General features: G+C 59.6%; 16 protein-coding genes. 6 read left to right on the forward strand and 10 right to left on the reverse strand.

Going from position 1 to position 13199, the window contains the following annotated elements; translation table 11 throughout:
- Nucleotides 1–22: 22 nt before the first annotated feature.
- Nucleotides 23–931 carry a choline sulfate utilization transcriptional regulator gene (locus tag BLW24_RS22495; RefSeq protein ID WP_090387063.1) on the reverse strand — a complete coding sequence of 303 codons (909 nt, stop codon included), beginning with the start codon at nucleotides 929–931 and terminating at the stop codon, nucleotides 23–25.
- A 112-nt stretch (nucleotides 932–1043) separates the two neighbouring features.
- On the opposite strand from BLW24_RS22495, the gene betC reads away from it, so the two are divergent.
- From betC to BLW24_RS22510, 3 genes are all read left to right on the forward strand, one after another.
- A complete protein-coding gene (betC, locus tag BLW24_RS22500; RefSeq protein WP_090387065.1) occupies nucleotides 1044–2540 on the forward strand; it encodes a choline-sulfatase in 1497 nt (498 codons plus the stop codon).
- Nucleotides 2541–2592: 52 nt separating this feature from the next.
- On the forward strand, nucleotides 2593–3516 hold the full coding sequence (gene choX, locus BLW24_RS22505; RefSeq protein WP_090387067.1) for a choline ABC transporter substrate-binding protein: 924 nt from the start codon (nucleotides 2593–2595) through the stop codon (nucleotides 3514–3516).
- 81 nt (nucleotides 3517–3597) lie between these two features.
- A complete protein-coding gene (locus tag BLW24_RS22510; RefSeq protein ID WP_090387070.1) occupies nucleotides 3598–5166 on the forward strand; it encodes a SulP family inorganic anion transporter in 1569 nt (522 codons plus the stop codon).
- 351 nt (nucleotides 5167–5517) lie between these two features.
- On the opposite strand, the gene BLW24_RS22520 is transcribed toward BLW24_RS22510, so the two are convergent.
- Entirely contained in the window at nucleotides 5518–5766 is a 249-nt protein-coding gene (locus BLW24_RS22520; protein WP_090387074.1) for a hypothetical protein, read from the reverse strand.
- A 90-nt stretch (nucleotides 5767–5856) separates the two neighbouring features.
- Between BLW24_RS22520 and BLW24_RS22525 the strand changes: the two genes are divergently transcribed.
- Nucleotides 5857–6393, forward strand: a complete 537-nt coding sequence (locus BLW24_RS22525) for a DUF3087 domain-containing protein (protein WP_090387076.1) — start codon at nucleotides 5857–5859, stop codon at nucleotides 6391–6393.
- A 288-nt stretch (nucleotides 6394–6681) separates the two neighbouring features.
- Nucleotides 6682–7317: an HD domain-containing protein gene (locus BLW24_RS22530; RefSeq protein WP_090387078.1), complete on the forward strand. Its 636-nt coding sequence runs from the start codon at nucleotides 6682–6684 to the stop codon at nucleotides 7315–7317.
- Between the two features lie 222 nt (nucleotides 7318–7539).
- Here the strand turns inward: BLW24_RS22530 and BLW24_RS22535 are convergent, their stop codons facing one another.
- The 5 genes from BLW24_RS22535 to BLW24_RS22555 form a co-directional block, all read right to left on the reverse strand.
- Complete coding sequence (locus tag BLW24_RS22535) at nucleotides 7540–7797, reverse strand: hypothetical protein (RefSeq protein WP_338062091.1); 258 nt, start codon at nucleotides 7795–7797, stop codon at nucleotides 7540–7542.
- 44 nt (nucleotides 7798–7841) lie between these two features.
- A complete protein-coding gene (locus BLW24_RS22540; protein ID WP_090375546.1) occupies nucleotides 7842–8933 on the reverse strand; it encodes an IS630 family transposase in 1092 nt (363 codons plus the stop codon).
- Between the two features lie 427 nt (nucleotides 8934–9360).
- Nucleotides 9361–9654: a type II toxin-antitoxin system RelE/ParE family toxin gene (locus tag BLW24_RS22545; protein ID WP_090387081.1), complete on the reverse strand. Its 294-nt coding sequence runs from the start codon at nucleotides 9652–9654 to the stop codon at nucleotides 9361–9363.
- A complete protein-coding gene (locus tag BLW24_RS22550; protein WP_010487122.1) occupies nucleotides 9642–9914 on the reverse strand; it encodes a CopG family ribbon-helix-helix protein in 273 nt (90 codons plus the stop codon). Before BLW24_RS22550 ends, BLW24_RS22545 begins: the two co-directional genes overlap by 13 nt.
- Before the next feature lie 222 nt (nucleotides 9915–10136).
- A complete protein-coding gene (locus tag BLW24_RS22555; protein WP_090387083.1) occupies nucleotides 10137–10373 on the reverse strand; it encodes a DUF3820 family protein in 237 nt (78 codons plus the stop codon).
- Nucleotides 10374–10496: 123 nt separating this feature from the next.
- On the opposite strand from BLW24_RS22555, the gene BLW24_RS22560 reads away from it, so the two are divergent.
- Complete coding sequence (locus BLW24_RS22560) at nucleotides 10497–10868, forward strand: glutaredoxin family protein (RefSeq protein WP_090387084.1); 372 nt, start codon at nucleotides 10497–10499, stop codon at nucleotides 10866–10868.
- 35 nt (nucleotides 10869–10903) lie between these two features.
- Here BLW24_RS22560 and BLW24_RS22565 read toward each other — a convergent pair whose 3' ends face one another.
- The 3 genes from BLW24_RS22565 to BLW24_RS22575 form a co-directional block, all read right to left on the reverse strand.
- A complete protein-coding gene (locus tag BLW24_RS22565) occupies nucleotides 10904–11176 on the reverse strand; it encodes a copper-binding protein (protein ID WP_090387086.1) in 273 nt (90 codons plus the stop codon).
- Between the two features lie 82 nt (nucleotides 11177–11258).
- Nucleotides 11259–11759: a cupredoxin domain-containing protein gene (locus tag BLW24_RS22570; protein ID WP_090387088.1), complete on the reverse strand. Its 501-nt coding sequence runs from the start codon at nucleotides 11757–11759 to the stop codon at nucleotides 11259–11261.
- A gap of 12 nt (nucleotides 11760–11771) precedes the next feature.
- Nucleotides 11772–13184 carry a multicopper oxidase family protein gene (locus BLW24_RS22575; RefSeq protein ID WP_090387090.1) on the reverse strand — a complete coding sequence of 471 codons (1413 nt, stop codon included), beginning with the start codon at nucleotides 13182–13184 and terminating at the stop codon, nucleotides 11772–11774.
- Nucleotides 13185–13199 lie beyond the last annotated feature (15 nt).

A 13199-nucleotide genomic window follows, 5' to 3' on the forward strand; every position in this document is an offset into this window, starting at 1 on the left:
CAAGGGTCCGGGAGGGGCTCAGTTACCTCCCTGACCCCTTGGCCAGTTCAACCTGCAGCCAATCGACAAAAACCTGCGTCAGGCGCTTGCGCTCAGGCAGCACCAGGTAATAGCCCATCGTTGAATGCGCGACTTCATCGCCCAGACGGCACAGCAGGTTCTGCGTCAGCAGTTCATCGACCAGATGGCGCCAGCCGATGGCCACACCCTGCCCGGCGATGGCCGCCTGGATCAGCAGCGTGTAGTTATCGAAACGCAGGCTGCCGGGGCTGGGTGTTTGCTGCAGGCCGAAAGCGCGAAACAGCTCGGCCCAGTCGAACCAGCGCGAGCGGTTTTCCGGGCGCAGGTGCAACAGCGGCAGACTGGCCAGCGCAGTAGCCGGCAGCGGTAATTCACGGCCCTTGAGCAGCTGCGGGCTGCACACCGGGAACACCTCTTCGCGAAACATCAGCTGCGCCTCGGCATGCTTGAAGCGCCCATCGCCGAAGTTGATCGCCACATCGATCTCCGCCGGCAACGTGCCCTGATCACGCTCGCTGGTAATCAGGCTGACATCCACCTCCGGGTGCAACTGGTGGAAGCGCTGCAAGCGCGGCATCAACCAGTAGGCGGCAAAAGCAAAGTCAGTGGCCACCTGCAACACCTCATGCTGCTGTTGCGCGATGACCGCCAGCAGCCCGGCATCCAGACTCTGCAGGCCGTCCTGCACGTAATTCAGCAACAGCTCGCCGGCATCGGTGAGGGCAATGCCCCGACACACCCGGTCGAACAGGCGCGTGGCCAGCTGCTGCTCCAGCCGTTTGATCTGCTGGCTGATCGCCGGCTGGCTGGTGCCCAGCTCGCTGGCGGCGGCGGTAAAGCTCAGCTGGCGGGCAGCGGACTCGAATACCCGCAGCACATCCAGCGACACCCCATCGATGCGTTCAAACATAAGCTCAGGTTATCCAATGCATCTGCTGGCAGCAGGTTTACCCAGCTTTTGCTAAGCCGGATGATCGAGCCAGCACTGTCGCATAAATCTTTTATATGGAATACCGGCTGCCATGAAACGCCCGGATATCCTCTTTATCATGGCCGCGCCGATTCTGCCGCTGCACGATGCCGCCTCACCAATCCAGATGCCCAACCTGATGCGCCTGGCCGCCGACGCCGTGGTGTTCGATGCCGCCTACTGCAACAGCCCGCTGTGCGCGCCGTCGCGCTTTACCCTGGTCAGCGGCCAGCTGCCCTCGAAGATCGGCGCTTACGACAACGCTGCCGACTTCCCCGCCGATGTACCGGCCTACGCCCATTACCTGCGCCGCCTGGGCTATCGCACCGCGCTGTCGGGCAAGATGCATTTCTGCGGCCCGGACCAGCTGCATGGTTATGAAGAGCGCCTGACCAGCGACATCTACCCCGCCGACTACGGCTGGGCGGTGAACTGGGATGAGCCGGACGTGCGCGCCAGCTGGTACCACAACATGTCGTCGGTGCTACAGGCCGGGCCGTGCGTGCGCACCAACCAGCTGGACTTCGATGAAGAGGTGGTGTTCAAGGCCCAGCAGTATCTGTATGACCACGTGCGTGGCGACGGCGAGCAGCCCTTCTGCCTGACCGTGTCGATGACTCACCCGCATGACCCCTACACCATCCCAGCCGAGTTCTGGGAGCTCTACCGCGACGAGGACATCCCGCTGCCGCGCCAGCACATCGAGCAGGCCGAGCAAGATCCGCACTCGCAACGCCTGATGAAAGTCATCGATCTGTGGGACAAGCCGCTGCCCGAGCAGAAGATCAAGGACGCACGCCGCGCCTACTTCGGTGCCTGCAGCTACATCGACAGCAACATCGGCAAGCTGCTGAAAACCCTCAAGGACTGCAACCTGAGCGACAGCACCATCATCGTGTTCTCCGGCGACCACGGCGACATGCTGGGTGAGCGCGGCCTCTGGTACAAAATGCACTGGTTTGAAATGGCCGCCCGCGTGCCGCTGCTGGTGCATGCGCCCACGCAGTTTGCTGCGCGCCGGGTAAGCCAGAACGTCTCGACCATGGACCTGCTGCCGACCCTGGTAGAACTGGCCGGCGGCACGCTGCAAGCCGACCTGCCGCTGGATGGCCGCTCGCTACTGGCGAACCTCGAAGGTCACCAGGGGCATGATGAAGTGATTGGCGAATACATGGCCGAAGGCACCATCAGCCCGCTAATGATGATTCGCCGCGGCGAGTGGAAGTTTATCTACTCCGAAATTGATCCCCTGCTGCTGTTCAACCTGCGCCACGACCCGCAAGAGCGCGAAAACCTGGCTGAGTCCGCCGAGCACCAAAGCCTGCTGGCCGACTTTATCAACCGGACCCAGGCGCGCTGGGACATGCCAGCCATTCATCAGGCCACTCTGGCCAGTCAACGCCGTCGACGTTTTGTCGCCAACGCCCTGACCCAGGGCCGCCTGACCAGCTGGGACCACCAGCCAATGGTCGACGCCAGCCAACAGTACATGCGCAACCACATTGATCTCGACGACCTCGAACGTCGCGCCCGCTTTCCGCAACCCTGATTGCAAGCCACTGCCGCGTTGAAAAACTAATAACTAAAGAGAGGGGCATGCCATGCACAGATTCAGCACAGCACTTATCGGCGGCCTGTTACTGGCCGCCGGCAGCCACGCCTTCGCCGAAGACGCCAGTTGCGCCACAGTGAAACTCGGCGATCCGGGTTGGAGTGATATTGCCGTAACCAATGGCATCGCCAGCTTCCTGCTCGACGGCCTGGGCTACAAGGCTCAGCCGCAGACCCTGGCCGTACCGATCATTTTCGCCGGGCTGCAGAAAGGTCAGGTGGATGTGCTCCTCGGCAACTGGATGCCCGCGCAGCAGAGCAACTACGACAAGTTCGTGACCACCGGTGAAGTCGAGCAGGTGGTGGAAAACCTCAGCGGCACCGAGTACACCCTGGCCGTTCCCACTTACGCCTATGAGGCGGGGGTGAAGACCTTTGCCGACCTCAACCAGCATGCCGACAAGTTCAGCCGCAAGATCTACGGCATCGGTTCCGGCGCACCGGCCAACGAATCCATCCAGAAGATGATCGCCGCCGACGAATTCGGCCTCAAGGACTGGAGCCTGGTCGAATCCAGTGAACAGGCCATGTTGGTGCAGGTTGGCCGCGCAGTGAAACGCGAGCAATTTGTGGTGTTCCTCGGCTGGACCCCGCACCCGATGAACGTGCAATACGACATGCGCTACCTCAAGGGTGGCGAGAAGTACTTCGGTGCCAGCGGCAGCGTTAACACCCTGGCTCGCAAAGGCTATGCCGCGCAGTGCCCGAATGTCGGCAAGCTGCTGAACAACCTGAAGTTCACCCAGGAGATGGAGAACGCCATCATGGATCAGGTGCTGAGCAAACAGGCCAGCAACGATGAGGCGATCAAGGCCTGGCTCAAGGTCAATCCCGCGGTGGTTGCCGGCCGGCTTGAGGGCGTCACCAGCCGCACTGGCGGTGATGCTCTGGCCGCTGTTAACGCCAAGCTTTGAACCGGCCGACTTGATGCCCTAAAGTAGGCGGGCCGCTGCTGTGCAGCGGCCTTGTCCATCGCCCGCACAAGAAGCACACGCATGCCCTTGCTCCGCCTTCAGACCCTGTTGCCCTTTCTGCGCTGGCTGCCGCATTGCAGCAAACACAGCCTCGGTAAAGACCTGTTGGTGGGACTCAACGGTGCCATCCTGGCGCTGCCGCAATCTATCGCCTACGCCCTGATCGCCGGGCTGCCGCCGCAATATGGCTTGTACGCGGCCATCGTGCCGGTGCTGATTGCCTGCCTGTGGGGGTCCTCCAGTTTTCTGATCTGCGCCCCCACCGCCGCGATTTCCATCGTGCTGTTCAGCAGTGTCAGTCCGATGGCGACAACGGGCAGCGACCACTTTATTGCCCTGATTCTGCTGCTGACCCTGCTGGCCGGTGTGTGCCAATGGCTGCTCGGCCTGCTGCGCTTCGGCGCGCTGGTGAATTTCGTCTCACATTCGGTGGTGCTCGGCTTCACCCTGGGCGCCGCACTGGTGATCGGCATCGGTCAGTTACCTAACCTGCTCGGTCTCACCGTCACCAGCCAGGCCACCGCACTGACAAGCCTGCTCAGCCTCGGCGAGCACCTGGCCGAGAGTGACTGGCGCACCCTGGCCGTGGCAGTGTTCACCTTAAGCATCAGCCTGATAAGCAAGCGTTTATGGCCGCGCGCCCCGGCGTTGCTTATCGGTATCGTCGCAGCCAGCCTGCTGGTTATGGCCTGGCCGGAGCAGCTGGGTGGAATCGCATTAGTCAGCAGCTTCGAAGGCAGCCTGCCGCCCTTCGCCCTACTGGAGTTCAACCTCACCCATATCCTGCAACTGTTGCCCGCCGCCGCGGCCTGCGGTTTGCTCGGCCTGGTCACCAGCCTGTCGATTGCCAGCGCCCTGGCGGATAAATCCCAGCAGCGGTTCGATGCCAATCAGGAAGTCCGCGCCCAGGGCCTGTCGAATATCGTCGGCCCCTGGTTCAGCGGTTCGCTGTCGGCCGGCTCCTTCACCCGCTCGGCGCTCAACCAGCAAGCCGGCGCCTGCTCGCCCATGGCCGGGGTGTTCTCTGTCCTGCTGGTGGCGTTGTTCGCCCTGTATGGCAGCAGCCTGTTTGCCTATGTACCAATTCCCGCCATGGCGGCGAGCATTCTGCTGATCTGCTGGGGGCTGTTCGACCTCAACGCCGTCAAGGCCCTGAGGCGCGTGAGCCGCAGCGAGTTTCTGGTGATGCTGCTAACCGTGCTGGCAACCCTGGTGATGGAGCTGCAAAGCGCCATCTACGCCGGCGTGCTGGCCTCCCTGATCGTCTACCTCAAACGCACCTCCCAACCGTGCGTGCGTCAGTGGCAGGACGGTGAGCAGGAATGGCTGTGTATCGAAGGTTCGATCTTCTTCGGCGCTTGCCACTACCTGCAGCAACGCCTGCAACACAGTTGCGCCCCCTGGGTGATGATCGATGCGCGGCATATCAACTTTATCGACTACGCCGGCGTCACCATGCTGCACCAGGAAGCGCGCCGTCTGCGCAGCCAGCAGCGGCATCTGGTGCTGCACCACGCACGGCCACAGGTGATCGATGAAATCCACAAGCTGGAAGGCGCAGAGCGCTGCCCGGTGCAGTTCGCCAGCTAATCGGCAGTCAGCGCCAGTAAAATATCGGCATACAGGTGCAGTTGAGCCCCAGGGCTTCATCCTGTTCGAGGTCGCGGCAGCCCAGGTCAAGTCGCGCTGAATGCACGCCCACTAGCCCGGCACGTTTTGACAGACGGACCTGAGTACAATTCCGTTCTGACCGCGCAACTGGCCCAGACCAGCAATCTCAGGAGCGCCACGCATAAGCAGCCCCGTTGCCGAAACCATCCAGAAAAACTGGCGCAAACTGACAACCTGATGCAGCAGCGCTATGACATGCCCCGCGAGGAAGCCAGCAAACAGGTTGTGAGTCTCTTCGAAAGGCACCGCACCAGCCGGCGCCACGCCGCCTCACTTCAGGCGGTAACGCGCCAACTCAGCCGGCGTCAGCACGCGCATGCGCTGTGGCTCGGTGCTGTGGATCGCCTCAAGTAGCTCGGGCGGTATCTGCATTTCTTTAAAGTAAGCTGCCTGAGTCGCTCTGCTCGGTGCAAAGGCGGACGCCGAATGCACCGAATCACTGCCCGCATAATACGGCCGGTGAATGCCCACATGGACGAAGATACCTGTTACCGAGCAATCGCGCATAATTTGCAGCATTGGGTGCATGCTTCGACAACCCCGGCCTGCCCTACCCACCCGTACGTAACGCCGCTACCACCTGCCCAAGTGAGAATTTCCGTGGCCCCGATGTTCGAAATCCAGCACCACACTCCTGAAATCTACCGCCAGCAAACCCGCCGCAGCACCCTGACTATCGCGGCGATCTTTGTCACCCTGGCCATGCTGCTATCGAGCAGCGCCGTGCTGCTGTTCGGCACCCCAGGCGGCGACAACTTCCGCTGGAACCTCGGCGGAGTTATCGCCGCACTAGTGCTGACTGTAGCCCTGGTGCGCGTGCTGCTATGGCCACAGCCCTTTATGGCCGCCGCCGTGTACGGCTGGCGCCTGAAACGCAGCCTGATGCGCGTGACCAATCTGATGCACCACGTCAAAGCCGGTGTCGCTGCCTGCGACCCAGCTGCCATGCAGCTACTGCGTTTCTACCATCTGGGCCTGACCCAGATGCACCAACTGGATGGCAACTCCAGCGCACTCAGTGAAGCGGTGGCGGAAATCAATCGGCACAAGGAGCGCATGGAAGAGCTGGGCATGAAGACCGATCAACCGCGACTCGATGCGGACTGGCTTGCAGCTGTGAAAAAGATCCAGCCCCTGCCCCGTTAACCTGGCTAGCGCGAAGATGAACGAGCATCTCTGGTCAACGCTTTAGGCTGTGAACGCGAATGAACAGCTATAAATCCACTAACGGTTACATGCAGCAGTTTCTTTTAGCCACAGGTGGGGCAAGCAGTCCATGCCAGAGATCCTTACGAGCACGGATACTTGCACAGACATCGGGCTGCACACCTTGCCCGCACTGAGGTCGTAGTTTGCCTTCTTGATAAAGGTAATTGGCGCGAGGGCTAGTTGACCTACTGAACAACCGCGCCACACAAATTTGAGAGATGGCCAATGAAACCATTCAAGACGCCCACAACACATGGCTACCTCATCCAGTCCTGGCAACGTGCATGGCGCAACCTGAACCTACCGGCCCCGGCCGGTTTGTTCGAGCGGCTGCTGGCTGCTTATAACGAGCCGCATCGCCACTACCACACGCAACAACACCTCGTGGAATGCCTCGAACATTTCGACGCAGCGCTCGCCTTTGCGAGCGAGCCCGGTGAAGTTGAAATCGCGCTGTGGTTTCACGATGCAATCTACATACTGCGCGGAGCAGACAATGAACTGCGCAGCGCCGACTGGGCCATGCAGGAATTAGCGGCCAGCGGAGCCACAACGCAGGTTCAAGCGCGGGTGCATAACCTGATCATGACCACCCTCCATAACGCCATACCCAGCGATGCCGACCAGCAACTTCTCGTCGATATCGACCTGGCCATCCTCGGTGCCGCGCCTGCGCGCTTCAGCGAATACGACCGCCAGGTACGCGCCGAATACAGCTGGGTACCTGGTCTGCTGTACCGCATCAAACGCAAGGCAGTGCTCAAGCATTTCCTCACACGCGACCACCTCTACAACACAAGCCACTTCCGGAATCAATACGAACAACAGGCCAAGGCCAACCTGCAGACGGCGATTGGCTAGCACAGCCCAATGCTTACGCCCACCGCCCTGCTCCCACACAGCAAACAAGTAAACCCTGGCCGATGGGGAACAGCATAAAAATGACGGACTTGGAGAGTTTTTAGGACTGTTGTGAGTTAGTGAGGTGTTTGGCACTGGGAAGGAAACCGGTGGGATGAGCCGGGACGATGCGGGATAGGCTGGGAAAGCCAAGCCCGGTGCGGGGTTCCGGGTAGGCCCTGGTTAGTGCCAAAGGCGTGCAAAGCCATCGAAACGCGAAAACCTAAAATAGCCCACCCGTTCATCGAACAGGTCGACCATTTGCTTGATGTGGGTGAAGTAGCGGGAGAGCTTGGTCGCTTCTATACGCTCGTAGCCTGAGCGACTTTGCGTGATTCGGAATGCTGGTGCGTCGGACTTCTCGATAGCCTGGACGAGTGACTCAATTTGAAGGGCAATGTCGGATTGGGAGAGGTGGGTGTAGGTCTTACGATTGCTCATGGTGGGTACCTGGTTGATTGACTCACACCTAGTGGCCTGTCTGGTTAATCCAATAACTCATTCCGAATTACAGCCAGCTTTGCTCGATGCACGGAGCTGATAATCGACTCAGCCGTTTTGCTCCAGCGGAACGGCTTAGCCGAATGTTCGTTATGAGCCTCAATGAAGCGACGTATCGCCGCTCTCAGGTCAGCCACGCTGCTGAAGGCATCACGATAAAGCGCCCGTCTTTCCAGTTGCGCAAACCAGCCCTCCACGGCGTTCAGCCACGAGGCGCTGGTCGGTGTGAAGTGCAGCTTGAAACGGGGATGCTTCTCCAGCCATTCCCTGACGGCAGCGGTCTTGTGAGTCGAGCTGTTGTCCAGAATTACATGCAGGTCCAGCTCGGCGGGAGTGCTGCGGTCGATCTGTCGAAGGAACTCCAAAAACTCCTTGGCCCTGTGCCGCTGGGTGATACGGCCGATGACCTTACCCGTCAGGATGTCAAAGGCTGCGTACAGACTGGCCGTACCGTGGCGCTTATAGTCATGCGTCCGCCGCTCAATCTGCCCGGGCTTGAGCGGCAGCATGGGCTGTGTGCGGTCCAGCGCCTGGATCTGTGTTTTTTCGTCAACAGATAGCACCAGGGCGTTGTCGGGCGGATTCAAATAGAGCCCGACGACATCGACCACTTTGTCTGCAAAGTGCGGGTCGTTACTGATCTTGAAGGTTTTCAACCGGTGCGGCTTGAGGTCGGCAGCAGCCCACACCTGTGCGACCTGCCAGATGCTGACCCCAGCGTACTTGGCCATCAACCGTAGGCTCCAGTGGGTAGCTTCGCGCGGGACTCGCTGGGTCGTCAGCGTCAGGATTTCCTTGATCTTCGCTTCGTTGAGCTTGCGAGGCGCTCCACTGCGCCGCAGGTCACTCAGCCCCTCCAGACCGGTCTCCTGGTAGCGTTTACGCCATTTGAAGACCACTGGCGCAGAGACTTGCAGCTGCTCGCTGATCTCCTTGGGCGTGAGACCGTTGGCCAGCAGCAACAGAATTCTGGCCCGCTGGCCGATGCTCTGAGGCAGCGATCCCATGCGTAACCAGCCTTGCAGCATGTCGGCATCACTGGGACTCAAGAAGAATGGGGCTGCTGGCCGGGCCATATGGGAGCTCAATTCATGACGATAGAGCGCGCAGTATACTGGCCCGGCATTGGATTAACGAATTTTACAGACAGCTCACTAGTACGTGATGTGGATTTTTAACCGTTCTCCTTTTCCTCTGCTGGTAGTCCATGCTGAGGGATAGCGATGATGATTGCTATTATGAAGGTAGAACAGATAGTTAATAGCTATATCAATAGATGCAGCTTTACTCACTTCCGACTATCTCGGCGAGACAGGGCAATGGGGAGCAAGATTGCCAAGCCTATCGAGAGATTTTCCGCATCGCTTCTTGGGAGAGTTAGCTGAGAAACCGACCTCTAAATGCACAAGCGACATTACCAGTCGAAGCTAGTCATAGCGCATGATTATCAGTCCTATCCAGCCATACTTTGGACTATGACGCCGTGGTCGCAAGGAAAAATACTCAGTAACCGACTTCTTTCTGATGCTGAAAGGCCAGTACATAAACAGCGTCATCCGCCCGCTCATGCCGATAGAGCGCAACATAACCCGAATCACCGAACTCGATTATCAGCTCACGCAGTTCCGGCAGTTCTGGGAATGGGCGACCTACTTCCGGACCTTCTTCCAGTCGAGCGAGTTGTCGCTCAATCGCCTGGGCAGCACGCCGAGCTACCTGCGGACCTTTCTCGACAAGAAACTGACGGCAACGCTCCAGCCCGTGCGCAGCGCCTTCAGTGATAATCAATCGTGGCACTTGGGAAGCTCCGCCTCAGCATCGGTGCCCCAGGTATTTAGCCAGGTCCGAGTCTCTTGGCCGGTCAGATGCCGCCCCGTTTCCTGATACGCTGCCCACGACGCCAAGGCTTCCTGTTTAAAGCCCTCGCGGGCCTCTTCGCGCTCGACATACTGCGCTATCGCTTCGCGCATAATCCAGTGGGACGAACGTTGACGCAGTCCAGCCAGATGCTGAATGCGGTTTTTCAGCTCGTCATCAATCTTGATAGAAGTGGCCATAGCCGAACCCTCGTTATCTAAAGGTATTACCTTTTGATAATCTATCAGGTACCCAACACATCTGTCCATGCACCCAGGAGCGGATAATGTCACGCAGCACTGACATGGGGGGGACAAGTGGGGGGACAGATATTTATTTAAAAAATAAATATAAATAAATCAGTTGCTTACTAAGCAAAAAACACCGGCCACAAGCCAGTTTTTTATTATCCTGTGAAAAGCCTACTGCCCCTTGAACAGCACCCGCGGTTTGGTTCGTAGCGGGTCGAGCAAACCCGACAGGCCGTTATGGTCGATCTCCTGCATCAGCGCCAGCAGCCGACCGATTTCCCCCTGGGGGAAACCTTCACGGGCAAACCAGTTGAGGTAATTACCCGGCAGATCGGCGAGCAAACGGCCTTTGTGTTTGCCGAAAGGCATCTCACGGGTTACCAGCAACAGCAGATCTTCAGGTTTCATCGCAGGCTCGGCAGGGTTCAGCAATCAGGCACGGATTATGCCGTTCGGCCCGGGGCCAGGCCAAGGTGAGAAAACTCGGGTAAGCTGCGCGACCCTGTTTATCGACCCAAGGTTTGTCCCCGCATGATTATCAAGGCACTGCGCATCGGCCTCGGCCAGTTGATCATCTTCCTCGACTGGATAAGCCGTCCGGCCAAGCTCAAACGCACTCCTGAAGCTCAAGCTGCGGTCGAGCAAAGCGCCAGCAACCTCGCGCTGTACCAGTTCCACGCCTGCCCGTTCTGCGTAAAAACCCGCCGCACCCTGCACAAGCTGAATGTGCCAGTGGCCCTGCGCGACGCGAAGAACGACGCCCAGGCGCGTAGCGAGCTGGAACAGCAAGGCGGCAAGATCAAGGTGCCGTGCCTGCGCATCGAAGAAAACGGCCAGAGCACCTGGCTGTACGAGTCCAAGGCGATCATCGCTTATCTCGACGAGCGCTTCGCTGCTGCCTGATCAGGCAATCGGGGCCGCCTAGCGGCCCCAACACCTCAAGGCTGTACAGCCTGCAACTCGCTCGCGACAAACTGGCTGCCCTGTTGCTGCGCAACAAAACTCACTTTGTCACCCACCTTAAGCCCCTCCAGTTGAGCAGCGTCCTGCACCTGAAACACCATGGTCATCGGCGGCATGCCGAGATTGGCCAAGGGCCCGTGGCGCAGGGTGATTTTCTGGTTGGCTGCATCGATCTTGCGCACCTCGCCCTGACTTGTGGCCGTAGCGCTGCTGGTGGCCGGCGCGGCGCTGTGCTGGCTGGCTGGCAAATGCGGAGCTGGCCAGCGCGTAGGCCAAGGCGATAACACTCAGTAAATTTTTCATGGTCGATCCTCTTGCTTTAGTAAGGGGTTAGTTGGCCAACACACGAATGCGGCCAACCATGCCAGCCTGGTAATGGCCGGCGATCAGGCAGGCGAAGTCGAAGTCGCCGGCGCGGTTGAAAGTCCAGATGATCTCGCCACGCTGCCCCGGCCCGATATGGGCCATATAGGGCTCGTCATGCTGCATACCGGGAAATTTGGCCATCATCGCCGCGTGCGCATCCAGATCCGCCTGAGTACCCAGAACGAACTCATGCAGCAACTTGCCCTGGTTACGGTGCACAAAGCGGATGGTCTCGCCCTGTTTGATCTCCAACTGATCGGGGCTAAAACGCATCTGGTCGCTCATGCCTATTTCGATAGTGCGGCTGACCTGCTCAAGGTCACCGGCAATACCCCAGGGTTTCTGCTCTTTGACTACGGCAGCGCTGTGCTGCGCAGCGTGTTGTTCGCTATGGCCCAGCGCTGAGCCGCTAAGCAGCATGCCCGCCAGGGCGAATGCCAACGGCAAATAAGCTGTCTGTTGCATGGGTCTACCTCCTCAATGGCCAGCATGGCCGCTAGGTTTACGCACTTGCACTTCGACCGACTCGCCAGGCGGTTGCTTAAGCGGCATCGACTGCCCGCCGGCCTCGCTCGAACGCGCCGGTTTGGCCAGCTCCCCTTTCCACTCATAGGCCACAGTGCCGGCCGGGTGTTTGAACCAGCCCGGGTCGCGGTAATCGCCGGGCGCTTGATCCTTACGCACCTTGAGCACGGTAAACATGCCGCCCATTTCCACGGAGCCGAAGGGGCCGTCGCCGGTCATCATCGGCGCGGTGTTGTCCGGCAGGGGCATCTGCATTTCCGCCATATCGGCCATGCCGCGTTCACCCATGACCATATAGTCAGGGATCAGCTTGGCGACCTTGCGCGTCATCTCGCGGTGATCGACGCCAATCAGAGTCGGCACGTCATGGCCCATGGCGTTCATGGTGTGGTGGCTCTTGTGACAGTGGAAAGCCCAGTCGCCCTCCTCGTCAGCAAGGAATTCGACCTGACGCATCTGCCCCACCGCAATATCCGTGGTCACCTCCGGCCAGCGCGAGCCCAGCGGCGTCGGCCCGCCATCGGTGCCGGTCACTTCGAACTCATGGCCATGCAGATGGATCGGGTGGTTGGTCATGGTCAGGTTGCCGACGCGCAGGCGCACCTTGTCGTTATGCCGCACCACTAACGGGTCGATGCCAGGGAAGATGCGGCTGTTGAAGGTCCACAAGTTAAAGTCGAGCATGGTCATTATTTTCGGCGTGGCCGCCCCAGGATCGATGTCATAGGCGTTAAGCAAGAAACAGAAATCTCGATCCACTTCGCTGATCAGCGGGTGATGCGCCTTAGGGTGGGTGACCCAAAAGCCCATCATGCCCATAGCCATCTGGGTCATCTCGTCAGCATGCGGGTGGTACATAAAGGTGCCGGGACGGCGCGCGACAAATTCGTAGACAAAGGTCTTGCCTACCGGAATCGCCGGCTGGTTCAGCCCGGCAACGCCATCCATGCCATTGGGCAAACGCTGGCCGTGCCAATGGATGCTGGTATGTTCGGGCAGTTTATTGGTGACGAAGATGCGCACCCGATCGCCCTCTACCACTTCGATGGTCGGCCCCGGCGACTGGCCGTTATAGCCCCACAAATGGGCCTTGTAGCCTGGCGCCAGTTCGCGCACCACTGGTTCGGCCACCAGGTGGAACTCTTTTACGCCGTTGTTCATCCGCCACGGCAGGGTCCAGCCATTGAGCGTCACCACGGGGTTATAGGGCCGGCCGTTGTGCGGTTGCAGCGGCGGCTGGGTATCGGCGCTGCCCTGGGTCACCGCCTCTGGCACGCCGGCCAGGGAGACCCGGCTGACCGCCGAGGTGGCGACAGCTGCAGTAATCGCGCTGGCACCGAGAAAGAAATCACGTCGTGAAACCATGGGGAATAGTCCTTA

Origin of the sequence: Pseudomonas anguilliseptica, assembly GCF_900105355.1 — a bacterium.
GTDB lineage: Bacteria > Pseudomonadota > Gammaproteobacteria > Pseudomonadales > Pseudomonadaceae > Aquipseudomonas > Aquipseudomonas anguilliseptica.